The 23,961-nt window shown below is 44.4% G+C and carries 23 protein-coding genes, 1 other RNA gene and 1 other annotated feature (1 of these 25 only partly in view); of the genes, 2 read left to right on the top strand and 22 right to left on the bottom strand.

The annotated features are described in order from the left end of the window. Positions 1-204 (bottom strand) — a binding site (T-box leader); it reaches 22 nt to the left of the window's first position. A 57-nt stretch (positions 205-261) separates the two neighbouring features. The 6 genes from NSA57_RS08130 to NSA57_RS08105 all read right to left on the bottom strand — a co-directional run bounded on the left by NSA57_RS08130 (position 262) and on the right by NSA57_RS08105 (position 6,815). Then, entirely contained in the window at positions 262-1,173 is a 912-nt protein-coding gene (locus NSA57_RS08130) for a YihY/virulence factor BrkB family protein (protein WP_257464524.1), read from the bottom strand. Between the two features lie 124 nt (positions 1,174-1,297). Next, the gene (locus NSA57_RS08125; RefSeq protein WP_257464523.1) at positions 1,298-2,698 is read right to left on the bottom strand and encodes a SpoIID/LytB domain-containing protein; all 1,401 of its coding nucleotides are present in this window, start codon (positions 2,696-2,698) and stop codon (positions 1,298-1,300) included. 77 nt (positions 2,699-2,775) lie between these two features. Next, a complete protein-coding gene (locus NSA57_RS08120) occupies positions 2,776-3,831 on the bottom strand; it encodes an aldose epimerase family protein (protein ID WP_257464521.1) in 1,056 nt (351 codons plus the stop codon). Positions 3,832-3,944: 113 nt separating this feature from the next. Then, a non-coding RNA gene (gene ssrS, locus NSA57_RS08115) (6S RNA) lies at positions 3,945-4,122 on the bottom strand. 109 nt (positions 4,123-4,231) lie between these two features. Continuing rightward, positions 4,232-5,722: a threonine synthase gene (gene thrC / locus NSA57_RS08110; protein ID WP_147599146.1), complete on the bottom strand. Its 1,491-nt coding sequence runs from the start codon at positions 5,720-5,722 to the stop codon at positions 4,232-4,234. A gap of 136 nt (positions 5,723-5,858) precedes the next feature. Further along, positions 5,859-6,815, bottom strand: a complete 957-nt coding sequence (locus NSA57_RS08105) for a cell wall hydrolase (protein WP_022067166.1) — start codon at positions 6,813-6,815, stop codon at positions 5,859-5,861. Between the two features lie 474 nt (positions 6,816-7,289). Here NSA57_RS08105 and NSA57_RS08100 point away from each other — a divergent pair, with 474 nt between their 5' ends. Then, positions 7,290-7,886 carry a cytidylate kinase-like family protein gene (locus NSA57_RS08100; protein ID WP_022067165.1) on the top strand — a complete coding sequence of 199 codons (597 nt, stop codon included), beginning with the start codon at positions 7,290-7,292 and terminating at the stop codon, positions 7,884-7,886. Positions 7,887-8,110: 224 nt separating this feature from the next. Here NSA57_RS08100 and NSA57_RS08095 read toward each other — a convergent pair whose 3' ends face one another. The 7 genes from NSA57_RS08095 to NSA57_RS08065 form a co-directional block, all read right to left on the bottom strand. After that, positions 8,111-9,211 carry a DUF362 domain-containing protein gene (locus NSA57_RS08095; protein WP_022067164.1) on the bottom strand — a complete coding sequence of 367 codons (1,101 nt, stop codon included), beginning with the start codon at positions 9,209-9,211 and terminating at the stop codon, positions 8,111-8,113. Between the two features lie 106 nt (positions 9,212-9,317). After that, positions 9,318-9,977 carry an ABC-2 transporter permease gene (locus NSA57_RS08090; protein WP_257464520.1) on the bottom strand — a complete coding sequence of 220 codons (660 nt, stop codon included), beginning with the start codon at positions 9,975-9,977 and terminating at the stop codon, positions 9,318-9,320. Continuing rightward, positions 9,974-10,825 (bottom strand): ABC transporter ATP-binding protein, encoded by an 852-nt coding sequence (locus NSA57_RS08085; protein ID WP_257464519.1) that lies wholly within the window; start codon positions 10,823-10,825, stop codon positions 9,974-9,976. Before NSA57_RS08085 ends, NSA57_RS08090 begins: the two co-directional genes overlap by 4 nt. 3 nt (positions 10,826-10,828) lie before the next feature. Next, on the bottom strand, positions 10,829-11,203 hold the full coding sequence (locus NSA57_RS08080; RefSeq protein WP_257464518.1) for a GntR family transcriptional regulator: 375 nt from the start codon (positions 11,201-11,203) through the stop codon (positions 10,829-10,831). A gap of 135 nt (positions 11,204-11,338) precedes the next feature. Further along, positions 11,339-11,896 carry a DUF5662 family protein gene (locus NSA57_RS08075; protein WP_330625833.1) on the bottom strand — a complete coding sequence of 186 codons (558 nt, stop codon included), beginning with the start codon at positions 11,894-11,896 and terminating at the stop codon, positions 11,339-11,341. A gap of 3 nt (positions 11,897-11,899) precedes the next feature. After that, complete coding sequence (locus tag NSA57_RS08070) at positions 11,900-13,741, bottom strand: type II secretory pathway pullulanase PulA and related glycosidase (RefSeq protein WP_022067154.1); 1,842 nt, start codon at positions 13,739-13,741, stop codon at positions 11,900-11,902. Positions 13,742-13,805: 64 nt separating this feature from the next. After that, positions 13,806-14,561: an exodeoxyribonuclease III gene (locus NSA57_RS08065; RefSeq protein ID WP_257464517.1), complete on the bottom strand. Its 756-nt coding sequence runs from the start codon at positions 14,559-14,561 to the stop codon at positions 13,806-13,808. 325 nt (positions 14,562-14,886) lie between these two features. Between NSA57_RS08065 and NSA57_RS08060 the strand changes: the two genes are divergently transcribed. Further along, entirely contained in the window at positions 14,887-15,285 is a 399-nt protein-coding gene (locus NSA57_RS08060) for a DUF1292 domain-containing protein (RefSeq protein ID WP_022067152.1), read from the top strand. A gap of 33 nt (positions 15,286-15,318) precedes the next feature. On the opposite strand, the gene NSA57_RS08055 is transcribed toward NSA57_RS08060, so the two are convergent. From NSA57_RS08055 to rbfA, 9 genes are all read right to left on the bottom strand, one after another. Continuing rightward, complete coding sequence (locus tag NSA57_RS08055; RefSeq protein ID WP_022067151.1) at positions 15,319-15,834, bottom strand: dCTP deaminase/dUTPase family protein; 516 nt, start codon at positions 15,832-15,834, stop codon at positions 15,319-15,321. A 17-nt stretch (positions 15,835-15,851) separates the two neighbouring features. Then, positions 15,852-16,340, bottom strand: coding sequence for an anaerobic ribonucleoside-triphosphate reductase activating protein (gene nrdG / locus NSA57_RS08050; RefSeq protein WP_022067150.1), 489 nt, complete (start codon positions 16,338-16,340; stop codon positions 15,852-15,854). Between the two features lie 12 nt (positions 16,341-16,352). Next, on the bottom strand, positions 16,353-18,446 hold the full coding sequence (locus tag NSA57_RS08045; protein ID WP_138269892.1) for a polyribonucleotide nucleotidyltransferase: 2,094 nt from the start codon (positions 18,444-18,446) through the stop codon (positions 16,353-16,355). Positions 18,447-18,651: 205 nt separating this feature from the next. Then, positions 18,652-18,918 (bottom strand): 30S ribosomal protein S15, encoded by a 267-nt coding sequence (gene rpsO / locus NSA57_RS08040; protein ID WP_015542977.1) that lies wholly within the window; start codon positions 18,916-18,918, stop codon positions 18,652-18,654. A gap of 160 nt (positions 18,919-19,078) precedes the next feature. Then, positions 19,079-20,719, bottom strand: a complete 1,641-nt coding sequence (locus NSA57_RS08035; protein WP_173752249.1) for a Na/Pi cotransporter family protein — start codon at positions 20,717-20,719, stop codon at positions 19,079-19,081. A 79-nt stretch (positions 20,720-20,798) separates the two neighbouring features. Continuing rightward, positions 20,799-21,695: a bifunctional riboflavin kinase/FAD synthetase gene (locus NSA57_RS08030; RefSeq protein WP_257464516.1), complete on the bottom strand. Its 897-nt coding sequence runs from the start codon at positions 21,693-21,695 to the stop codon at positions 20,799-20,801. Positions 21,696-21,716: 21 nt separating this feature from the next. Then, entirely contained in the window at positions 21,717-22,604 is an 888-nt protein-coding gene (gene truB, locus NSA57_RS08025; protein WP_173752251.1) for a tRNA pseudouridine(55) synthase TruB, read from the bottom strand. Next, on the bottom strand, positions 22,601-23,566 hold the full coding sequence (locus tag NSA57_RS08020) for a DHH family phosphoesterase (protein ID WP_173752252.1): 966 nt from the start codon (positions 23,564-23,566) through the stop codon (positions 22,601-22,603). The genes truB and NSA57_RS08020 overlap by 4 nt, the downstream gene beginning before the upstream one ends. Before the next feature lie 11 nt (positions 23,567-23,577). After that, a complete protein-coding gene (gene rbfA, locus NSA57_RS08015) occupies positions 23,578-23,961 on the bottom strand; it encodes a 30S ribosome-binding factor RbfA (RefSeq protein ID WP_022067144.1) in 384 nt (127 codons plus the stop codon).

The raw sequence follows: 23,961 nt of genomic DNA, 5'->3' as shown, positions 1-23,961 counted from the left end.
TACCACCCTGTTTCCTGCATGTACATACAGGCGCTCAAAGTATCTGCTTAACGCGCAGCTACGTCATTACCTACTGCCTTCGGGGTTCAGAAATGCAGCTCCGGCGGGAAACTGAGGAACTGTCTGAACTTAAAGAAGCTTGCAGCCGGTGACTTCTTCTCTCTGAAAGAAAACAACTCCCTATAACGCCTTCAACGCTTTTATATCTTTGTTTACTATGCCACAGAAAATTTTTCCTGTCAAGATTTTTCCGTTATTTTTTTAGTTCCTGTCTATTTCTTTTTTCCGCTCCAGCTTCCATTCCCTGCGTTTTCTTGCGATCAGCTGCCAGAAAGACAGCTTTGCCTGGCGGAACTGACTTTCAAAGTATGCGTTGATCTCTGCTCCGTACAAAAGAAGGTTCATACAGAAATACAGCCATACCATAACCAGGATCAAAGTGGAAAGGCTTCCGTACATGATACTGAAATCCGGAAAAAATGTAAAATACAGAGAAAACAGATACGAAAACACAGACCATGCCACAGCTGTCAGAAAAGCTCCCGGAACCTGGCTTTTCAGGGATGCCCTTCTGTTTGGCAGATACCGGTACAGCACCAGAAAAACAAAAAACAGCATCACAAAGACCAGAAAGGTTTTTGCCCCCAGAATCCTGCCGATCATATTTCCCAGAAACGGAACATATCCGGAAATCAGAACATGGATCCTGTTTCCCATAACCAGAAGCAAAAGACTGGCGATCAGGGCAAGTACAAACAGAAACATATAGAACATGGAGTAGATTCTGTTTACCAGCCAGTTTCGTGTTTCTTTTACATGGTAAATGGTGTTCAGGCCATTGATCAGAGCCTGCGTGCCCTTTCCCGAGGACCAGAGGGCCACCAGAGCAGACAGAGGCAGCACGGCCGCGCTTTTTGAAAAAACCTCTGCCACAATATTTAAAACAAATCCCTGCAGATTTTCCGGTACAACACTCATAATTGCCTGACGTACTTCCCGGTAGGTCAGAGGTGTATACTGCACGATCGCGGTCAGGAACAAAACAAAAGGGATAAAAGACATGATCAGAAAGTACGCTGCCTGAGCCGCATATGCGCTGACATGATCTTTTCTCATTCTCTCCATAAAGCCCAGAGCCAGATGAAGAGCTCCCTTATCATTCTTCTTTTCCATAATTACTTCTCCCGTTATCCAGCTTACGACGGTTTATTTTCTGTCCAGTGTCTGAAGTCAGATACGTCTTTTATTATGATACCATGAAAATATTCCTGTGACAAGCACATGAGCGGAGGCGTTTCTAGCCCCCAATCTGCAATATTTCAATATCTTTAAAAAAATACTCAAGAATCTCCTGACAGGTATATCCCTGTTCCGCCATTCTGTCCGCTCCTGTCTGACTCATTCCCACCCCGTGACCATAGCCGCCGCCTGTGAGAACCACAGAATTTCCCGGCTTTGCGCTGATATCAAAATAGGCGCTTGGGAGAAGCTCGCTTCCCTGCACCTGAGTCCCGTCCTTTTCTGTGATCAAACTTCCCTTTGGGGACAGAAACTGACGGATATCATACTCGGTCTCAACCAGAAAATCTCCGTTTTCTGTATTTACCTGAAGCCCGGTTACAGCGCCGCTCTGATTTATTCTGGAAACAGAAACACCGAGAAGCTTTCCTGAAGCTCCCTGGATTTCCTGTGCGCGCCTTTCCAGCGTTTCCCAAAGGATCTCTGTCTCCCACTGGCTCCACGGTTCTTCCGAATCAAAACCACAGTCAACGCTTTTCAGATAAGGCGCGGGTTCCTCCGCTCCCCATATCTCGTCTGTACTGGTGACGCCGGAAGAAGTTGAAAAATAATATGCCTGAACAGGCTTTCCATTCTGACAGAGAATTTTTCCTTCTGTGTCCCTGACCGCCTCTGATGTTGCCTGCTGAGGAGCGATATTCTGGTATACCTGATAGTTTACACTGTCATCTACGTCTGCTCCGTACTTTGAAAGTCGTCCTTCCTGCATCTGTTTCCACGCATAGGTCCTGGCGCATACCGCCTGAGCTTTCAAAGCTTCCTTATGATAGCCGGAAGGCATTTCACTTGGCACCACTGCTTCCAGATACGTTTCCAGAGGCAGCTCATTGATCACAGTAAATCCCTGATCGGTCCTCTGTATCTCCAGACTTCCCTGATAAACAGGATTTCCGCACTGCCTTTGTATTGATGTAAGCTGAATCCCATTTTCATGAGCCGGTATCACCACAGGTTCCTCTGAAGCCGCCATATTTTCAAAGCTGCAGACAATCTCTTTTCCATCACGCAAAGCAGTTACCCGAGGATGAAAATACGACTGATAATCTGTTGTCATAAGAAGAACCCGTATGTTTCCGGCTTCTTTCATCCCGTCCTCAGTATCTGATTCCTCTGTTACAGAACCTCCGTTTCCGGCTTTTTCCTCCCGTGTCTCCACTTTCCCGGCGCCTTTGTTTTTTCCCGCACTCGGTACTTTTTCTTCCCCGGCTCCGGAGAACTCTCCTGTGCTTTGTATTTCAGATTCAAAGCTCTCCTGATACTCTGTATTCTGTGCCGGTTCTTTTACAGTCTCTCTTTCAGACCGACTCTGCTGCTCTGCCGCTTTTATGTATTCCTGTTTTTCTTTCAGCCGCGATTCTGCCGCCCTGTTTAACAGCATCATCCACGAAAAAAGAAGCAAAAATAAAATCTGATATCTAAAAAAAATTCTGGTTTTCCTCATATTATCATTGTATGAGAAAAACCAGAAAAATATGTTTAAGCTCTCACGGAAAAATGATAAACGGTTTCAGAATAATAACGTTCTCCTTTTTCCAGAACCGGTGAATGGAACTCTTCTACATTTACAGCATTTGGCTCTACCTGTGTTTCCAGACAGAATCCGTCTCTCTTATCATAAATATGACCGTTTTTGCCGGCCTCCTGTTCTACAAAATTTCCTGCATAAAACTGAACGCAGGGACAGTCGCTGAGAACTTCCATCACAATTCCTGTTTTTTCACAGCGGGCGCAGGCAATCTCTCTGATCTCTGCCTGAGTATATCCGTCTGTCACGTAATTGTGATCAAATCCGCCTGTAAATTTCAGCTGTTCAAATTCTGCCTCAATATCTTTTCCAATCTGTTTTTCTTTCCGGAAATCCATCGGTGTTCCTTCTACCGGAACATTTTCTCCCAGAGGAATGGAATCTTCTCTTACCGGGGTGTAGGTCTGAGCGTGAATGGTCAGATACTGATCCAGAACATTTCCGCTGCCTTCACCTGCAAGATTAAAGTAAGAATGGTTTGTCATATTCGCAACCGTCGTCTTATCGCACACACCGGTGTAAACAATACGCACAGCATTCTTTTCTGTAAATTCATATGTAACACTGATATCGAATTCTCCGGGGAATCCGTTTTCTCCATCCGGACTGATCCTGGAAAACGTCACACTGTTATTTTCCTGATCTATGTGCTTTGCCGTCCAGAGTTTTTTTTCAAAACCGTCCGGGCCGCTGTGAAGATTGTTATTTCCTTCGTTCTGAGCAAGAATTACCTCCTGACCATCCAGCTTAAAGCGTCCGCCCTCTATTCTGTTTCCGCTTCGTCCGATACATGCGCCGAAAAAGCATCCGTTTTTCATATAGCTTTCCAGTGTATCGTATCCCAGAACCACATCCGTCAAGTTCCCCTGACAGTCAGGCACGCAGATCTTTGTGATCACAGCTCCAAATGAGAGCACCTCTGCATAAGCTCCCGAGGCATTCTCCAGATGAAAACATTTTACTTCCTCGCCGGACGGCAGTGTTCCAAAACTTCTTTCTGTTACCATGTCTTTTCCTCCCGCAATACCATGTATTTTTGTTTTCCTTCAATGTCTGCCAGAACATCATGGAATCATTTTTATAAATAAAAAAGAGCCCTGTATATGGCTCGCTTTTTACAGAAAGTCCCGGAATGCCGTTCCCTTCCTTTTGACGCCTAGCCGAAGCCAGGTGGGTGTCCTCAACAGATGATCTGCCTACCACAACGAGAGGTCTGACATCACGATCTGCGATGTTGGAGTCCCTTCATGTCAATGTAGGTTCAAAATAAAAAGGGGCCTCGCACATTCCAGGATTTCTCTTTTCTGTTATTACTATTGTACCCTATTATATGTATTTTTTCAACATATTATTTGTAATGTGAATAATAAAATTTATATAAAATGTCACGGTTCAGTTCGCTCCGCCTCAGATTCCGAGGATTTTTCTTACGGCTGCAGGCATGTCCTCCGGAGCCACAACTGTATCATGAAGCACCGGCGCTGTACGGATCTCTTCCACTGCTGCCGGAAGTCTGACTCCACTGAGCGCAGACAGCGCGTCACAGAGTGCAAAATCATCCAGTCCCTCATATCTGTCAGAAATAGCCGTAATTACACTTTTTGCAAATTTATACGGGCTTGCTGTAGAGGCGATCACAACAGGAGTGGCATCCTCTGTTTCCCGGAGATATTTCTGGTATACCCCTGCTGCCACTGCAGTATGAGGATCGATCACATAATCGCTGCCGTACCATGTAGCGCTGATAGCTTCTCTCGTTTCTCCCTCGCTGCAGTAATTTCCGTAAAAATCTTCCAGTCCCTTTTTCATTTCTTCGGTGATCGTATATTCTCCGCCTTCGCTCAGAGATCTCATAAGCTCCGCACACGCCTGGGAATCCTCTCCGGTAAGACGGTAGATCAGACGTTCCAGGTTACTGGAGATCAGAATATCCATGGAAGGGGAAGCGGTCAGTATAAACTCACGTTTTCTGTCATAGGTTCCTGTCCGGAAGAAATCATAGAGAACCTTGTTTTCATTGGAAGCACAGATCAGTTTATGAATCGGCAGCCCCATCTGCTTTGCATAATAAGCAGCAAGGATATTTCCAAAGTTTCCGGTAGGAACTGTAATATTGATTTTTTCACCGGCATTGATCTCTCCTGCTTTTACCAGTTTTGCATACGCATAAACATAGTATACGATCTGAGGCACAAGACGGCCGATATTAATGGAATTGGCAGAGGAAAACTGAAAACCGTTTCTGTCAAGCTCTGCTGCCAGCTCCTGATCATTAAACATCCTCTTAACCGCGCTCTGAGCATCGTCAAAATTTCCTGTGATTCCCACCACTGAGGTGTTTTTACCTTTTTGTGTGACCATCTGTTTTTCCTGAATGGCGCTGACGCCGTTTTTAGGATAAAAAACAATGATCCTTGTTCCGGGAACATCCGCAAATCCGGCCATTGCAGCCTTTCCTGTATCTCCTGAGGTTGCAGTGAGAATTACGATCTCATTTTTTACATGATTCTTCCTGGCTGCAGTTGTCATCAGATGAGGAAGAATAGAAAGCGCCATATCTTTAAACGCAATGGTAGAACCATGGAACAGTTCCAGGAAATATACTCCTCCTGCTTTTTTTACAGGAGCAATCTCCTCTGTATCAAATTTGGAATCATAAGCTCTGGCAATACAGTCTTTCAGCTCTTCTTCTGTAAAATCTGTAAGAAAACGGCTCATAACCTCATAGGCTGTTTCCTGATAGGTCATTTCTGAAAGACGGTCCATAGGTACGTCAAGCTTTGGAATGGACGTAGGAACAAACAGACCTCCATCCTCTGAAAGCCCCTTTAAAATTGCCATGGAGGCTGTTACTGTTTCTTCTTTTTTACCTCTGGTACTTTTATATAATACCTGCATTGTCGTTCCTGCCTTTCTTCTGTTATGATTTATTTTTGCACCATTGTATCATGAACTTTAGCAAAATACCATAGTAAAATCACAAAAAGACACAGAAAACCCCGCGGAGCTTTTCCGCAGGGCCTGTATTTCATTTTTATTCTGCTTTTACCATCTGAACCAGATCGGAATCTGATTTCTTATTCTTTTTGTTCTTTTTATTTTTTTCGGACTTTTCCGTGTTCTGTTTTTCGGAGGATTTTTTATCTGCCGGCGCTTCCTCCGGATAGGTATAAAATTCATGGACGCCGTGTTTAAACAGTTTTACAAGATCTTTTTCAAACCAGGCAATGTTGTGTTTTTCCGCTGCCGATTTCTGGATGAAAAACAGCGCTCCCTGAGAATAATCCGTACCCTCCAGTGCCTGTCTGACCGCTTCTTTTGTTTCCTCTGTAACTGTAACCTCATTGATACGTCCGTCTGCCACAGGCGAAAACTGAGGTACCCCATTATCGTACTCCCAGATCACATCGGTTACAGTATCCGGAAACTCCGGATGCTTCACCCGGTTCATGATCACATTGGCAACCAGTACACGGCCTTTGATATCTTCGGTCCCTGCCTCTGCCTCCACGATCTGCAGAAGATTCTGATAATCCTCATCTGACATCATAGTTGCAGAGGATGACATGGATACCATTCTGGAATCAAAATCATTAACAGCAGCAGCCATAGATTCACTGAGATCAATTCCCTCTGCGCTCTTTCCAACTCTCTGAACTCTCTGTCCTACCACAACGTGTTCACAGGAGGTTCCGATCCGGTATATGTCAGAGCCTTCTGCCGGAGTTGCACTGAGTCCGGAAACTACTCCTGCTATTCCTGTAGGAAGTTCATAATCTGTACCTTCAGAAAAATCATATGTACTTTCTGCTTCGGAAGCAGCGTAAACTTTATGCTCCCGGTCACTGCCTGTCACTATGCCGCCTGCCAGGACTCCTACCGCTGCCAGAGCACATACACTCAGCGAAAGAAACCCGTGTACCGATGCATTTCCTGTTGTTTTGTTCCCTTTCTGTAATTCATGATTTTGTGATACTTTCCTGTTCCTCATAACTTTACTTTCCTTGCATTTTTATTATGTCATCTTTTATTTCTTTTGTAACATTTTCGTAATGCATAGGAAAATTATATTTAATATCAGCTCATATGTCAAGCTATATTTTTTGTTTTTATACTATTTCACCAATTATATCACATGAATTCCATGAAGTTTCATGATTTTTTCATGTAGTAAAAATTATTTTTTAAGAAAAAATTACATTTTCTAAACTCATTATAAGTACATCTGATGACTTCGTCAACCATTTTACATCGACTGGTTCCGACAGTAAAAAAGTCTCTTATTCTTTCTTTTTTATGTGTAATTTCGTTTCCCGGACCTAAAAAATGTGGTTTTGTATTTTCTGATATATTTGCAGTTTCTTTTTATATTTTTCATATTTTTAAAAAGTTTTCATAGAAATTACCTGATAATTATGATATGATAAAAACATATAAAAAGCGTATTCAGAAGGGAGGATTCCATATGAGTAAACGTATTATTACCATCAACCGCATGTACGGAAGCGGAGGCCGGGTACTTGGAAAAGCGCTGGCAGAAAAGCTCGGCTATGCATTTTATGACAAAGAACTGATCGAGCTTGCAGGAAAAGAGAAGCAGATTCCTTTTCATGAGCTTGCAAAAGTAGACGAAAAAAAGCCCCATCAGTGGCGCTTTTCCGGAGATCATGATGTTCAGATCACCCCTGACTTCTACACCGTTCCCATGAATGACGTTCTCTATGAAGCCCAGAGAGATATCATTCTTTCTCTGGCAGAAAAGGGCAGCTGCGTGATCGTAGGACGCTGCGCCAACCAGATCCTGAAAGGCCGTTCTCTCAGTGTGTTTATTCATGCACCCTTTGATCTCCGGGTCAGAAATGTACAGGCACGGACCGGAAGAGAAGAACGCAGCGCACGAAAAATGGTAAAGCGTACAGACAAAGAACGCCGGGCCTATTATGAATTTTTTACGGACGCCAAATGGACAGACCTCAGCCAGTACGATCTGTGTATTGACAGCAGCCGTTTTACTCAGGATCAGATTCTGGAAATTCTCACAGAGGCTGCCAGAGAATGCTGAATCCGGTTTCTGAGTCATGGAGTCTCTTTCTGATATCTCGACAGATATTTTCAATTGCTTAAAATTTTATATTTTATTTCGCAAATGATCAAATACTGGATTTTTTGTAATATAATCCGTAATATACGGGCATAAAAGAATTTTCAGTTCCTATATGTACAACGTACAGAGCATACAGAAAATCACCGGCTGACCTGCAATTTCAGAACAGCCGGTGATCTTTTTTAATTCTGATGATTTTCGATGTAATCCTTCAAAAATTTATATACTTCCGTTTCTACAGGGGGACAGCCTTCCAGATGATGTCGGAAATTTCTTGTACAGTGTCCAATGCCAAGTTCTCCTGTTTTTCCCCGGAATCCCTGCCCGATATGGATTTTTTCGTGCAGCTTTTCCAGAAGGCCTTCCTGTTTCAGCATATCAAGCGCCGGAATCAGATATCCGTAACAGGCGCTGCAGGATTCTACTTCCTCAACAGCATCTGCCAGTTCTACAACCTTACGTGATTTCGGAAGCTGTTCTCCTGTATCCGCTCCACACGCCCGGATATCAGCTTTTTCAAGCTCAGAGCATCCTACGCCCAGTCTGCCTGCCAGTTCCACATAGGGAACGTCCGAAATCTCATAATGCATCAGATTGCACACATAGGCGTCCATCAGGACCGGATCCCGGCCTGTCAGCACCCGATTCATTACAACTGGATTTCCTCCGTCCTCAAAATCCAGATCCCCGCAGATATTATCTACCACAATAAAATCCTGACGGATACCCATATTCAGATGGGCAATCGGTTTATGAAGCCCCAGTGAATGAAAACGCCTTTTTTCCGAATTCGGGATCAGGCCTTTCATATTTTTAAGGGCGCAGGTAATTTTGGTCTGGCAATGTCCCTTCAGCACAGGAACATTAATGAGAAAATCAATGTCCTTTACGCTGGTGCAGATATGAAGCTCCATTCCCCCACAGTCTGCCGTATAGCTTTTGTCCTTTTGTGTGTCATGAAAGACTACTCCGTACTCATCACAGAGTCTGTCATATCCGCAGGCATAGAAGGCATCCATGGTTTTATCTCCCACCCAGGAACCCTCCATCAGCGTCAGATTTCGGAACCCTCTTTCCTGAAGATATTCAATAATGCCTGCCAGAACCTCAGCGTGGGTGGTTGCCCCGTTAGACGGATGAGAAGGGGAAACCATATTGGGCTTGATTCCGATACGAAAAGCTTTATTTCCAATCTGCTCTGCCAGCCCGCTTTCTTCCAGAATCCTTTTTGTCATTTCCTTATACTCTGTTCCACATGTTATAAAAATCTGATTTTTTTCCATAAATGCCGTTCCTCCTGTAACAGATAAATCACTTTTTATACAGGATACCTTATTTTCCCGGAAAATTCCAGAGCCTTTTCTACAGGAAACATACGGACCAGGTATTTTAAAATTCTTTTTTCTCCAGGGCCTTTACACTAAATGTATAGGAGATCAGCATGATCACCATACAAAAAACCATAACGCCCAACACAAGCGCCAGCTTGGGGATATTTTCCTGGGCGTCTCTGATAAGAGCGTCTATGTCTACAGAAAACAGCTTAAAAAGATATCCGATACAAAAACTGGCCAGAAAAATCGCTACAACAAATCCCATTCCCACAATGCGGGATTTTTCCGGTCCAAATTTAATTCTCGTAGGGATCATTACCGCTGTCATAATCTCAGCAATAGCAAAATAAACAGGAAAAACAAACAGCATCGGCTCTTCCCCGTGGATCAGGGGCATTTTAAATATCACACTTCCCAGAACTGCCGCAATGACAAGTCCCACCGCTCCGGATAAAAAACAGATCAGATACTTTTCTTTTATATAAGTTTTTTTGCTGACAGGAAGACTTATCAGAAACGGCATTCCGTTTTCAAAATCATCATAGGAAAGTGTAGAAGCTCCGGCAAACGCCAGCATGATCATAATAAAACTGGAAGAAAAACTTCTCATCTCCTTATTGACAAGTCCTAAAACAATCCCCATTGCTATTACTGCCAAATATACTTTACCTGTATTATAAAGCAAGGCAAGGTCTTTTTTCAAAAATCCTTTCATAATGCTTCTCCTTTCGTCATCATGGTCAGTACCTGGTCTACAGTACCCCTTTCCACTGTAAGATCCGGATAGTTTTCCTGATAAAACTGTCTCTGATCTGTAAGACAGCTGTAGCCGAAGGCTTCTTTTCTAATCCTGAGAAGGTATTTTTTATCCAGAGAGGCAAAGCTTCTGTCATCTAACTTCAATACCCCGTAATTGCCCAGAATCCTGTCTGTTTCTTCTTGCATCACGATTTTTCCCCGATCGATCATATAAATTTCATCACAGAACTGCTCCAAATCTGAGGAAATATGGGAGCTTATCAAAACTCCTCTGCCCGGAACCTCCATATACTCTCTGAGAAGATCCAGAATCGTTTCCCTGGACATAACATCCAGTCCGGCTGTAGGCTCATCCAGAATCAGAAATCTTGCGTTCACACTTATGGCAAAAAGTATTTTCAGCTTTGCCTTCATTCCTGTTGAAAATTCCTTTATCTTTTTGTCAACGGGAAGCTGGAATCGGCCACACTGCTTCTCAAATTCCTTTTTCTGAAATCCAGGATAAAAGTCTCCCATAAAACTCATTAGCTGAGCCACTGTCAGGTATCCGGAAAAAAAGCTGTCCGAAAGAACCGTACCTATCTCTCTTCTGTCATTTTCTGACAGATCTTTTCTGTTTTTTCCAAAAATCCGTATTTCTCCGGAATCTGGTCGTACAAGTCCCAGAAGCATTTTAAAGGTTGTACTTTTTCCTGCTCCGTTGGCTCCGATAAGTCCGGTAACGCAATCTTCCTGAATCTTCATGGAACAATCAAGGGTAAAATCTTTATACTGTTTTTTTACCTGATCAAGTTCTGCAAGCATAGTTTATTCTCCCTCCATAATCAGCTGAAACAGATCACAGATTTCCTGATCTGTCAATCCGCCTGCCCGCGCTTTGCGGACAGCCTTATCCAGATCATGTTCCAGCTCTTTTCTTCTTTCTTCCATGAGCATCTCCTGATTGGCCTCTGCAATAAAACTGCCCTTTCCATGGACAGTATGCACCAGTCCCTCTTCTTCCAGATAATCGTATGCTTTTTTTACAGTCAGAGCGCTGATCTTCAGCTCGCGGGAAAGCATTCGGACTGACGGAAGCGCTGTCCCCGGAACCAGATCACCATTGATGATATCTGCCCGGATCTGTGATACGATCTGTTCGTATATAGGAGTCATGGATGTATGGTTAATAATGATATGCATATCTTCTCCTCCTGTGCAAACAGTATATAACAGTATAAAACTGTTGTCAAGTGTTATATACTGTTTGTTCTGTTTTTTCAAAAAAAAGAATGAAACCCCTCTTCTCAGACAGTTTCATTCTCTTTTATTGTGTTTTTAATACTTTATTCTGCTTTTTGGCTCCTGCTTCAGATACACGTACTTAATATAATGCAGAAGTTTCTTTTCTCCATGATCGTTCAGGATTCTTAAAAGTCCTTCCAGTTCTTTTTTGGTTCGGGGATGGATGAACCACAGGCTGTCCTTGCTTTTCAGGTAATATTCCAGAGGCTGGCTTTCTGTATAGGCATCCCCCAGATAGTTCCTGGATGCACTGATCCTGTCCATGACCATTTCCGCCACGTACTTCCGGGGCATCGGCGCCCCCATGATCACATGCTCTCCATCCAGTGAATAGTCCACCCAGTGTTCAAAATGATGCTTGTTTCTTCCTTTATGATGAAGCCAGGAGGTGGAAACCCCAATGTCCTCCCTTTCTGCATTATTTGGGCTCCTTGTGCCCTGATAATATTTACAGCCTACCAGAAATTCTGCAGGCGAATATTTGGACAGATCGTGAAGAAGTCCCTGTTTGTAGAGCCCGATACGAAAGCAGTATTTCATCACAAGGAGCTTGTGTCTGGTAATGGTCTTAAAATGAAGCCACGGATGCACTGCTTATTCCTCCTTTTTACCTGTCAGCACCACAATGGTGCGGGGACTGATCTCTATATTTTTTTCATAGGACTCTTCTCTTTCCCGGAAGGAGTCACCCTCCTCTGTGTCTGAGGTATCGGCTGTTTTTTTCCAGGTCATACCCTCCGGAAGGTTGGGAAGAGCAATGGTTCTGTTTTCCCAGTGAAAATTATAGCCTACATAGATGAAATCATCCTCTGAACCGTCTTCTTTTTTGGCATAGGAGCCGCAGTACATCACTCCGAGAAGGCGGCTGGTATTTTCCTGATTCAGATACCAGGCGCGCTCTCCATGGAAAGAAATATCCGGAAAACCTTTTGCAAGATAATCAGCTCCTTTTGGCTCCTTCTCCATGTGAAGAATGGGATGAGCTTTCCGAAAGGCAACCGCTTCCTTTACAAATTCAAAAATATTTTTGTTCTTTCGGAAGGCTTTCCAGTCTGTCCATCCAACAGGATTGTCCTGACACCAGGCATTATTGTTTCCGTTCTGAGAATTGCAGAATTCGTCCCCTCCGTAGATCACAGGAGTTCCCTGGCTGAGCAGGAGCATAAGAAATGCATTTTTGATCTGCTGATCCCGCATTTTTTTTACAGCCATCTTTCTGGTAGGGCCTTCCAGCCCGCAGTTCCAGGAATAATTATACTCGCTGCCGTCCTGATTGTTTTCTCCGTTTTCTTCATTGTGACGATAATTATAGGCAACTGTATCATAAAGGGTAAAACCGTCCTGACTTGCCATATAGTGGACCGTTCCACCTGCATTCCGGATATGACGCAGATGATACTCCACAGCCGGAAGCATTCCTTCGTCGCTTTTCAGATAACGGCGCATGTCCCTCTGAAAGGCATCTGTACACTCTGCAGACATTTCATCCTCAGCGCTGACAGATAAATCCCCAAAAAGCTTTTTTGTCCCGTAAAGAATATGATCTCCTGCAAGAAGCTCTGTTGGCACGCCGTCTCCCATAAAATGAAAGCCGTCCACATGGTAATAATCTCTCCAGAACCAGGCCGCACGAAGGGCTGTAAGAGGGTTAGTTCCCCCGGGAAAATACAGCTCCATAATGCATTCCATCCCTGCCTGATGCAGAGCTTTGACCAGATCCCGGAATTCATTTTCCGGTTCCTTTGTGGCACAGTAGGAGCGCTTTGGCGCAAAATAAAAGCCCTTTACATAGCCCCAGTAGTTTATCCTGTCCTGGCTTCTCTTTTCTGTGATCATATGGCTTTGTTTCCCATTGGAATACGGCAGTTCCATAAATTCATAGGCCGGCATTAATTCCACAGCGTTAATGCCCAGTTCCTTCCAGTAAGGGATCATTTCTTTCAGTCCGCTGAAGGTTCCTCTCCGTTTCTGAGGTAGCTTCTGCTGCTTTGTATATCCTCTTACATGTACCTTATACAGAATCAGATCCCGGTATGGAATCTCCGGAAACCGGTCTTCCTCCCAGTCATATTCCTTTTCTGTAAGAAAGGTACAGCGGATCTGGTTTTCATTTTCTCCGTTTCCCCGAATTCCGAACTGTTCCCTTCCGCAGATTCCATGAGCAAACGGATCCTGCACGATTTTTCCGTCAATGCGGAAATTATATTCATATTTTTTTGTGTTCAGCCCGGAAACCAGCATGGTACATACCTTTCCCATGCGTTCTGTAAAAGGAATCTCTCTGCATGGAACTGCGCTGCCTTTCTGGTACAGAACCAGCGCCGCCTCTGCCCCTGGCAGAACCTCTGCCGCAAAGTTCATTCCTTCTTCATTTTTGTTTGCTCCGAGCATTACGGGATTTCCATTTCGAATCACTATCCTGTCCCATTTTTCCATGATCGTCTCTCCTTTTCGACAGCCTGTTTCAGTCCCGTTTATTCCATTTCCTGTACAGAAAACCTCAGATTTTAAGATCCAGTTCTACCGGACAATGGTCGGAGCCCAGAATATCTGTGTGTATTTTTGCGTCCTCAAGCCGGCTTTCCAGCTGGGGAGAGGCAATAAAATAATCAATTCTCCATCCTGCGTTCTTTTCCCTTGCCTTAAACCGGTAAGACCACCAGGAATAAATGTTTTCCTGATCCGGATAAAAATATCGGAACGTATCAATAAAGCCGCTTTGCAGGACTCTGGTAAAACATTCTCTTTCTTCATCGGTAAATCCCGGATTTTTGCGGTTGCTTTTTGGATTTTTCAGGTCAATGTCCTGATGCGCCACGTTCAGATCACCGCAGCAGACTACCGGTTTCTTCTCCTGTAATTTCAGAAGATATGCCAGAAAATCTCTTTCCCATTCCATCCGATAAGAAAGTCTTTTCAGCTCGCTCTGAGAATTGGGGGTGTACACTGTCACCAGATAAAATTTCTCAAATTCCAGGGTGATCACGCGTCCCTCTTTATCGTGTTCCTCTATCCCGATTCCATTTACAACATTCATCGGTTCCTGCCTGGTAAATACTGCGGTTCCGGAATATCCTTTCCGATTGGCGAAATTCCAGTACTGATAATAGCCTGGAAGTTCCAGTTTCACCTGATTTTCCTGACATTTTGTCTCCTGGATACAAAAGATATCTGCATCCAGCTTCTGAAAGCTCTCCTCAAAACCTTTTGTGATGCAGGCTCTGATCCCATTTACATTCCACGAAATAAGCTTCAATTTTTTCCTCCTGTAACGTTTCTCAGTCTTTGATACTTACAGTATACCATATTTAACCTTTGATACCAAACCTGTTTTTACGGAATCCCGCTTTTCCTGTCAGGGCTTCTGTTACTGTTCGCAGCAACCGGCTTCTCACGATATTCTGACAGCTTCATATAAATCTCCGGATCAGAAGATCGTATATTGTTTTTCTGTATCCCGTAGCCCCTAAAGCAGACACGGCGTTTTTTCAGCTGTTTACAAGCTGACGCTTATCTGATAAAATGATTCATAATCCCTGGTCAGATGACCCCGGATAAATACAAAAAAGTGAGGAAACCACATGAACGAAGAATTTACAAGTTCCTGCAGCGCAAGCGACTGCGCTTCCTGCTCAGGCTGCGGCTCTGATCAGAATGAAACACCAAATACCATTACTCTTACACTGGATGACAATACAGAAGTAGAATGTGCGATTCTTACCATCTATCCTGTAGATGAAAAAGAATACATTGCCCTTCTCCCTCTTGACGAAAACGGTCAGAACAGTGACGGAGAAGTATATCTTTATGTATTCTCCCGCACAGAGGACGGAAATCCCATGCTGGAAAATATCGAAAGCGACGATGAATATGCAAAGGCTGCAGACGCATTTAACACAATCCTTGAGAATGCCCGCAAAGCAGAAGAAACAGGACTTGAAAATGCTCATAAAGAAGAAACAGGAGAGCTTCTGGATTAATTTCCAGGCTCTCCTGTTTTTGTAATGTATTGATTATTTATTTGTCGTGCTTCCAAATCCGCCGTTTCGAATACCCTGGGCATCGTCATCTACGGTAATCCCGTATTCTACAAAAATTCCCTGCATAAATCCGTTTCCTTTTGCAAGTTCTACGTTTTTTCCTTCACGTCCGTCATTTGTCAGCTTTGCAAAAATGTGGCCTTCATTGTCAGAATAAAAATAATCGCTGTCGATAATGCCCACTGTATTGTTCAGCTGCAGACGATACCTGAACCCAAGTCCGCTTCTGGGATAACATTTCAGAACCCAGTCCTGCTCCATCTCCACCCGGATTCCTGTGGGAATCTTGATGATCCCGCCAGGTGCAAGGCTGAAGTCTGCAGGTGAAAAGAAATCATAGCCTGCACTTCCTGCAGTGGCTCTTTCAGGAAGCAGGATATCTGCATAAATCTTTTTGATTTCTTCTTCCTCTGCATCCGGAAAAGTATCTTTCCAATCCTCAAGGAAACGTTTTTCACTTACTTTATGAAATTTTGCAATTCTTTTCATGCTTTTCTCCTTAATGCTTATGCGTGAAGGACGATCTCTCCCTGACGGAGCGTTGCAGGAACATCGATCACACGCTGATTGTCCGAACCTTTCCAGCGAAGAGAAGGATCCTTACGCTTCACAAGAAATTCTCCGTCCACACACACATCAAGGTACTGAATTATCTCTTCATTCTGAATTTCTTCCCAGAGAGATCCTGTATAAAGCCATATGGTCTTTTTCGGATATTTCTGACGGATTTTTTTTGCAAATTCTGTTACGCCCGCAATGTTTGCCGGATGCAGGGGATCTCCTCCTGAAAAAGTGATCCCGCTGATATAATCCTTGTCCAGCTCTGCAAAAATTTCATTTTCCTCTGCTTCTGTGAAGGCAAGACCTCCGTTTGGATCCCAGGTAATGGGATTCTGACATTCTTTGCAGCAGTGATTACAGCCTGCTACCCAGAGTACCACACGGAGTCCGTCTCCATTAAGCATATCGTCCTTTGTTATATTATGATATCTCATAAAACCTCTTTTTTATGCCTCTTCCGGCACATCTTTCATACTGAAGCTGATTCTGCCCATTTTATCTTTTCCAAGACAGATGACTTTTACTTCATCACCAATGCTCAGAACATCTTCTACCTTGTCGATTCTTTCTTTTGCGATCTTGGAAATATGGACCATACCCTCTTTGCCCGGTGCAAACTCAACGAATGCGCCAAACTCTTTGATGCTGACAACTTTTCCTGTGAAGAGCTGTCCTGCCTCAAAATCAGTTGTGATCATTTCGATCATATGAGCAGCCTCGTCCATTCCTCTCTGATCTACTCCGCAGATAGATACTGCGCCTTCATCGCTGATATCGATCTGTACACCTGTACGCTCGATAATAGCATTGATGGTTTTTCCTCTCTGACCAACCACATCACCGATCTTCTGAGGGTCGATCTGGATCTGGATGATCTTCGGAGCGTATTTATTTACATTGTTACGAGGCTCTGCAATACATTTTTCCATAACCTCTGTAAGAATGTATTCTCTTGCCTCTTTTGTTCTGCGGATAGCTTCCTCTACGATCGGTCTGGTAAGTCCGTGGATTTTAATATCCATCTGGATGGCAGTGATACCCTCATGAGTTCCGGCTACCTTGAAGTCCATGTCGCCGAAAAAGTCCTCAAGTCCCTGAATATCCGTAAGAACAATATAGTCGTCATCTGTTGCGCCTGTTACCAGACCACAGGAAATTCCCGCTACCGGTTTGCGGATCGGCACTCCGGCTGCCATCAGAGACATGGTGGATGCACAGATACTTGCCTGAGAGGTAGAGCCGTTTGATTCAAAAGTCTCAGATACGGTACGGATCGCATAAGGGAACTCCTCTGCTGACGGAAGTACCGGAACGAGTGCTCTCTCAGCCAGTGCTCCATGACCGATCTCACGGCGTCCCGGTCCTCTTGACGGTTTTGTCTCACCGACTGAGTAGGACGGGAAGTTATAGTGGTGCATATATCTCTTGGAAGTTTCAAATTCATCCAGTCCGTCCAGTCTCTGAGCCTCGGAAAGAGGAGCCAGAGTTGTCACTGTACAGATCTGAGTCTGTCCGCGGGTAAACATTGCAGAACCGTGAACTCTCGGGATCAGATCCACTTCTGCTGCAAGAGGACGGATCTCTGTGATCTTACGTCCGTCCGGACGTTTGTGATCTTTGAGGATCATCTTGCGGACAGTCTTTTTCTGATACTGATAAACAGCCTCACCCAGTACGTTCAGCCATTCTTCGTTATCTGCAAATTTTTCCTGAAGTCTGGCTGTGATCTCGCGGATATTTTCTTCTCTTGTCTGCTTGTCGTCTGTGAATACAGCCTCTTCCATTTCTTCCGGCGGAACGATCTCGCGGATTGCCGCAAACAGCTCTTCCGGTACTGCGCAGGAAGCGTACAGATGTTTTTCTTTGCCGCAGTCTGCAACGATCTTATCAATAAAACGGATGATCTCCTGGTTTACCTCATGAGCCTTGTAAATTGCCTCGATCATCTTGTCTTCCGGAACCTCGTTTGCTCCGGCTTCGATCATGATGACTTTTTCTCTTGTAGAGGCAACAGTAAGCTGAAGATCAGAAATCTCCTTCTGAGCCAGAGACGGGTTGATCACAAATTCGCCGTCAATAAGGCCTACCTGAGTAGTAGCGCAGGGACCGTCAAAAGGAATGTCGGAAATGCAGGTTGCAATAGCAGAACCGAGCATTGCCGGAATCTCCGGATTGCATTCCGGGTCAACAGACATTACCATATTTACAAGTGTTACGTCATTTCTGTAATCCTTTGGAAACAGAGGACGCATAGGACGGTCAATAACACGGGAAGTAAGGATCGCATGCTCGCTTGCCTTTCCTTCTCTTTTATTAAAGCCTCCCGGAATCTTTCCTACTGCATACATTTTTTCCTCATACTCAACACTTAACGGGAAAAAGTCAATTCCCTCTCTCGGCTCCTTGGAAGCGGTTGCTGTTGAGAGAACTGTAGTATCTCCATAGTGCATAAGAGCTGCGCCGTTGGCCTGTTTCGCAACACGTCCTACATCTACTGTAAGTGTTCTTCCGGCCAGTTCCATAGAATAACTTTTGTACATAGTTTTTCTCCTTTTTTAATATTGTACGGGCTGTTTGCTGCCCTGTCGAACAGGAGTCCGAAACAACTGAAAAAACCGCCTGACTCTCCACACGGGCTTTTCAGTAGTCTCGGAAATTACTCCCTGATTTCAGAAGAACAGCATAATTCCCCTTCTTTTTTGTAGTAAAACAGGGCGGATGGAAATCCGCCCTTCCGCAAACTAATTATTTTCTTAAACCTAATTTTTCAATCAGTGCACGGTATCTTTCGATGTCTGTTTTTTTCAGGTATGCCAGCAGACCTCTTCTCTGACCAACCATCTTCAGAAGACCTCTTCTGGAATGATGATCTTTGTGATGTGTCTGTAAATGCTCTGTAAGCTCCTGAATTCTTGCTGTAAGAACTGCAACCTGTACCTCCGGTGAACCTGTGTCACCCTCGCATCTTGCATATTCTTTCATAATTGCCTGTTTTTTCTCTTTTGAAATCATTGTGATTTCCTCCTTAAAATATTATTTTTCAGATTGTCCTCAGGACATCTTTTTCTGACCGCCTCGTATTAAGAAATGGTTGGAGATTCCTGTCTCTGGATACGGGCTGATTCACACCTAAACCAGTATAGCACAAAAGATATTGGCTGTAAATGATTATTTATTTTTTTACAGAATCTGTACTGTCTTCCTCTGTAAGAGAGAAAGCAATGTTGGTTGCATGGTCTGCCACACGCTCCAGTCCGGAAAGAAGATCTGAGAACATCATGCCTGCTTCTGCCGTACATTCATTTCTTGTAAGACGCTGAATATGAGATTCCTGAAGCTCTCTTTCCATACGGTCCACCTTGTTTTCCAGATCAAGAATCTCCTGCATATGTTCCTGATTATTATGAGAGAACATATCCAGAGCATAGGTTGTGATGGTGACGACCGCATCCAGCATTTCACTGAGTTCCCGCTTTGCCTGGGGACTGAATTCCACCTGATCTTCCATGCGTTTTCTGGCAGCGTCTGCCACGTTTTCCGCATGATCGCCGATTCGTTCAATATCATTGACTACATGGAACAGACCGCCGATGCTCTTTTTATCTTCAGTAGGAATGGTAGTCTGGTTTACCTTTACAAGATAATCTGTAATCGCATGGTTCAGGAAGTTGATCTGATCTTCTGTCTCATAGACCTCCTGGATTTCCCTGTCATTCATGGTAAATAAAGCGTCCATGGAATGTCTCAGGTTCTCAATAGCGATTTTTCCCATGCGTTCCATTTCTCTGGTTGCCTCAAACACTGCAGTTGCAGGTGAAAATACGGATTTTGCTCCAATGTACTGAAGCTGGAATTCCTGGGGTGATACCTTTTCTTCATCCCGTACAAAGAATCCTGTAAGTTTGACGATCTGTTTGATAAACGGAAACAGAAGAAGTACTTCCACCAGCTTGATCAGAGTATGGGCATTTGCCACCTCTCTTGCAATATTGCCGTGAGAGATCATGCTGATAAAGCCTGTGATCGGTTCCAGCGCAAAGCTGAATACCACATACATGATTCCGGTACCGATAATGTTGAAGAAAAGATGAATCAGTGCTGCACGTTTTGCAATCTTCTTTCCATTGATCGCTGCAAGCAGCGCAGATACACAGGAACCAATGTTGCATCCGAAAATAATAAAGTAGCAGATGCGGATATCCAGAAGTCCCTGCTGTGCCAGCAGAAGAACAATACCTACTGTAGCAGAAGAGCTCTGAAGCACAGTTGTTACAACAAGTCCTACCATAACTGCCAGGAAATGACTGGTCAGAGAGCTCATGATCTCCACTACCTGTGGCGATTCACGAAGAACTGACATGGAATCGGACATTCCTGAAAGTCCCATAAACAAAATACCGAAGCCCAGAAGAACCTCTCCCGCTCTCTGTATCTTTGTTTTTTTGCAGAACATTACCATAACCACACCGACCATAACGATTGCCGGCGCAAGCGCAGACAGATTCAAAGAAATCAGCTGCGAAGTTACTGTAGTGCCAATATTGGCACCCATGATCACTCCCGCCGCCTGATAAAGATTCATCAGACCGGAGTTTACAAAGCTGACTACCATAACAGTAGACGCGCTTGAGGACTGGATTACCGCCGTAAAAAATGTTCCGACGAGAATACCCCTCAAAGGAGTTTTGGTGAAAAACTCCAGAATACTTCTCATTTTGGCCCCTGCCGCTTTTTCCAGCGCGTCACTCATAAGCTTCATGCCGTACAAAAACATGCCAAGGCCGCCCATCAAACCTAGAATAATCCCTGCCATTCTCTGTTCTCCCTTGTATATTCTCCTTTTATCAATATTCCTCCTCTTACAGAAAATACCGGTAGCTGTTCAGAACCGATCAGTCCCTGCGAAAATATTCCTCGCCCATCCGGATATCCTTCTGTATCTGCTCTTTCAGAGCTTCATAGGAAGAAAACCGCTGTTCTTTTCTGAGAAATTTCCTGAATTCTACAGTACAGTTTTTTCCATAAAGGTTTTTTTCACAGTCAAAAAGATAGGATTCCACTCCGATAAAGTTTTCCCCTACCGTTGGTTTATATCCCACATTGGTAATGCCCGGATAAATCTCCTGTCCGAAGCTGGACAGAGTAATATAGACACCATTTGGAGGCAGAAGCTTTTCCGGCAAGGGGATCAGGTTTGCAGTAGGAAAAAATTCCCGGCGTCCCATTCCTCTTCCATGCTCTACAATCCCGGAAACAAAATAATCAAATCCCAGCAGGGAAGATACTTTTTCCATATTTCCTTTTGCAAGTTCCTCTCTGATGTAGGTACTGCTGATCTTCCTGGAACCATCCATCTCCTTTAGAAGGATTTCCACCTCAAATCCGTATTTCACACCGGATTTTTTCAGAAATTCCGGAGTCCCCTTTCGCTCAAAGCCAAAGCGAAAATCTTCTCCGATCGCCACGTAGGATGCTTTCAGAGAGCCTGCCAGCACCTGACGGACAAACGTATCCGCCTTCATATGCCTGATGTCACTGGTCAGCGGACATTCCAGCAGGATATCTGCTCCCATGTGTTCCAGAAAATCTCTGCGCTCTGAATTTGTAAGAACTGTTTTTCTGTCAGAAACAAAGGCCAGCACAACTGCCTGGACTCCGGTTTCTTTTTTCCGCTCCAGAATTTTGTCCATCAGTTTCCTGTGTCCCCGGTGGATGCCGTCAAACTTCCCCAGAGTTACTGCACAGTTGTTCAGTCTGGGAAACTGATCTTCGATTCTCATGTATTCCATGTCTTACTCCTGATGCCTGTATTATAAAAACATCTTGACCGGACGGTAGTTTTCACTTGCCTGATGCCACTGGTAAATTCCGATAAACTCACCTTCGCTTGTATACATCCGCACCCATCCGTCTCTGTAGCTGCCTTCTGTCAGCGCCTCTGTTACAGGATTTCCGTTTTTCAGAAGCCTGTCTGCCATTTTCCGGCCAAAAAGGACAGGATGCTCTCCCAGGATTTCCTCAATCCCGATCAGATGCTTTTCTATTTCTCCCTGATCCGTAAGCGTCTGGATCTGATCAAGAGTCAGGCTGTCTGCCAGAGCAAACTGACCGGATCTTGTGCGGAGCAGTTCTTCCATACACCCTCCGCAGCCCAGCTTCTGCCCGATATCGTGACAAAGCGTACGGATATAAGTACCCTTACTGCAGGTAACAGAAATCCTTACAAGAGGAAGCTTCATTTCCAGTATGCTGATTTCCCGAAAGTATACGGTTCTTGGCTTACGTTCTACAGTTTTCCCTTCTCTGGCCAGTTCATACAGTTTTTTTCCGTCCACTTTCAGTGCAGAATACATGGGCGGGATCTGCTGCTGTTCTCCCAGAAAGCTTTCTAGTTCTTTTTTTACATCCTCTTCCGTAACTGTGACAGGAAGCTCTTTTAATACCGTTCCCGTCATATCCTGGGTATCTGTTTCAATTCCCAGATGCAGAAGCGCCTCATAAGTTTTTTCTTTTTCTGTCAGCATATCCACAAGTCGGGTGGCTTTTCCAAGAACAACAGGAAGAACCCCCTCTGCTTCCGGATCCAGAGTTCCTGTGTGACCGATTTTCTTCATGTGCAGGATTCCGCGGAGCTTTGCCACCACATCGTGGGAAGTAAATCCCTTTTCTTTCCTGACGTTCAAAACTCCATCCATCATCTGACTTTCTCCATACAGATCTGACGTTCGATCTCTCTTGTCACATTGTTGATCACATCATACATGGAGCCCTGAAGATCGCAGCCGGCAGCTCTTGTGTGGCCGCCTCCTCCAAAATAAACTGCAATTCTGCTGACATCCACATGACCGTTGGATCTTAAGGAAACCTTAAAGGTCTGAGTTTCTGTCTCATAAAGGAACATGGCAACTTCCACGCCTTTAGTAAGACGCAGCTGACTGACAATGCCGTCCAGATCCTTGCCGTCCACACCATAAAACTCCATGTCTTTTTTGCGCAGATAACCGATAATGCACGCGCCGTTCATAAGCAGGATGCTTTCTGCCAGCACCCTTCCCATAACCTGATTCTGAATATAGGTTTTCTCATAAAATGACTGATCAATGATCCGGTTAAACTCAAATCCTGTTTTCATCAGTTCTCCGGCAATTCTCATGGTTTCCGGAGAGGTGGAAGAATACTGGAATACTCCGGTATCGTGGATCATGCCTGTATAAATGGCAGCCGCAACCGGACGGTCTACTTTGTCTGCATCCAGAAGTCCGTAAAGGACCTCGCAGCAGGAGCTGACATCCCCTCTTACATGATTGATGTCCGCAAATCCCGGATTGCTGACATGATGATCAATGCACACCGTCTTTTTTGCCCTGTCAAAATATTCGTCCGCCACAGCCAGACGGTCCCGCGCGCTTACGTCGCAGGTTACAAAGAGATCAAACTCTCTGTCTCCGTCTGTCTCTGTACGGATATCGCCGATTCTGTCAATATGAGAAAAGACAGGCTTGGGATGATCCAGATATATCCTGACATCAATTTCCGGGAAATGCTCTGTCACATAAAGATATAGCGCCATACAGGAGCCTACACAGTCCCCGTCCGGTCTGATGTGTCCGGCGATTCCCATTGTTTTTACACCAGTCAGTACCTCTGAAATATTCTTCATATCCATCCCTCTTATTCTTCCTCAGGCTTCTCAGAAGAAGCATCTTTTCTGGTCACTTCATCGATCATTTTCGACATGTTTACTCCATACTCAATGGATTCGTCCAGGATAAAACGGATTTCCGGCGTGTTTCTGAGATTCAGGTTCTTTGCAAGCTGGCGTCTGATATAGCCCTCTGCGCTTTTCAGACCTGTGATCGTGGCTTTTTTTGCCTCGTCATTTCCCAGAACGCTGATATATGCCTTACATGTTTTTAAATCAGGAGCCACTTCTACAGCCATGACAGATGTCATGGGATGAATACGGGGGTCTTTGATCTCACCCCGGATAATGGAGCTTAATTCTTTCAGAACTTCTCCGTTGATCCTTGTATTCTTAATGCTGTTTTTTCTCAT

Source organism: Blautia caecimuris (genome assembly GCF_024622975.1).
GTDB lineage: Bacteria > Bacillota > Clostridia > Lachnospirales > Lachnospiraceae > Blautia_A > Blautia_A caecimuris.
The sequence above is the reverse complement of the archived record's forward strand: the minus strand, read 5'-3'. Positions and strand labels throughout refer to the sequence as shown.

Excerpts from the sequence above, each read along its gene's own strand:
- NSA57_RS08130 (WP_257464524.1), bottom strand. The coding sequence starts at position 1,173 with ATGGAAAAGAAGAATGATAAGGGAGCTCTTCATCTGGCTCTGGGCTTT.
- NSA57_RS08120 (WP_257464521.1), bottom strand. The coding sequence starts at position 3,831 with ATGGTAACAGAAAGAAGTTTTGGAACACTGCCGTCCGGCGAGGAAGTA.
- thrC (WP_147599146.1), bottom strand. The coding sequence starts at position 5,722 with ATGCAGGTATTATATAAAAGTACCAGAGGTAAAAAAGAAGAAACAGTA.
- NSA57_RS08105 (WP_022067166.1), bottom strand. The coding sequence starts at position 6,815 with ATGAGGAACAGGAAAGTATCACAAAATCATGAATTACAGAAAGGGAAC.
- NSA57_RS08100 (WP_022067165.1), top strand. The coding sequence starts at position 7,290 with ATGAGTAAACGTATTATTACCATCAACCGCATGTACGGAAGCGGAGGC.
- NSA57_RS08095 (WP_022067164.1), bottom strand. The coding sequence starts at position 9,211 with ATGGAAAAAAATCAGATTTTTATAACATGTGGAACAGAGTATAAGGAA.
- NSA57_RS08090 (WP_257464520.1), bottom strand. The coding sequence starts at position 9,977 with ATGAAAGGATTTTTGAAAAAAGACCTTGCCTTGCTTTATAATACAGGT.
- NSA57_RS08085 (WP_257464519.1), bottom strand. The coding sequence starts at position 10,825 with ATGCTTGCAGAACTTGATCAGGTAAAAAAACAGTATAAAGATTTTACC.
- NSA57_RS08080 (WP_257464518.1), bottom strand. The coding sequence starts at position 11,203 with ATGCATATCATTATTAACCATACATCCATGACTCCTATATACGAACAG.
- NSA57_RS08070 (WP_022067154.1), bottom strand. The coding sequence starts at position 13,741 with ATGGAAAAATGGGACAGGATAGTGATTCGAAATGGAAATCCCGTAATG.
- NSA57_RS08060 (WP_022067152.1), top strand. The coding sequence starts at position 14,887 with ATGAACGAAGAATTTACAAGTTCCTGCAGCGCAAGCGACTGCGCTTCC.
- NSA57_RS08055 (WP_022067151.1), bottom strand. The coding sequence starts at position 15,834 with ATGAAAAGAATTGCAAAATTTCATAAAGTAAGTGAAAAACGTTTCCTT.
- nrdG (WP_022067150.1), bottom strand. The coding sequence starts at position 16,340 with ATGAGATATCATAATATAACAAAGGACGATATGCTTAATGGAGACGGA.
- NSA57_RS08045 (WP_138269892.1), bottom strand. The coding sequence starts at position 18,446 with ATGTACAAAAGTTATTCTATGGAACTGGCCGGAAGAACACTTACAGTA.
- rpsO (WP_015542977.1), bottom strand. The coding sequence starts at position 18,918 with ATGATTTCAAAAGAGAAAAAACAGGCAATTATGAAAGAATATGCAAGA.
- NSA57_RS08035 (WP_173752249.1), bottom strand. The coding sequence starts at position 20,719 with ATGGCAGGGATTATTCTAGGTTTGATGGGCGGCCTTGGCATGTTTTTG.
- NSA57_RS08030 (WP_257464516.1), bottom strand. The coding sequence starts at position 21,695 with ATGGAATACATGAGAATCGAAGATCAGTTTCCCAGACTGAACAACTGT.
- truB (WP_173752251.1), bottom strand. The coding sequence starts at position 22,604 with ATGATGGATGGAGTTTTGAACGTCAGGAAAGAAAAGGGATTTACTTCC.
- NSA57_RS08020 (WP_173752252.1), bottom strand. The coding sequence starts at position 23,566 with ATGAAGAATATTTCAGAGGTACTGACTGGTGTAAAAACAATGGGAATC.
- rbfA (WP_022067144.1), bottom strand. The coding sequence starts at position 23,961 with ATGAGAAAAAACAGCATTAAGAATACAAGGATCAACGGAGAAGTTCTG.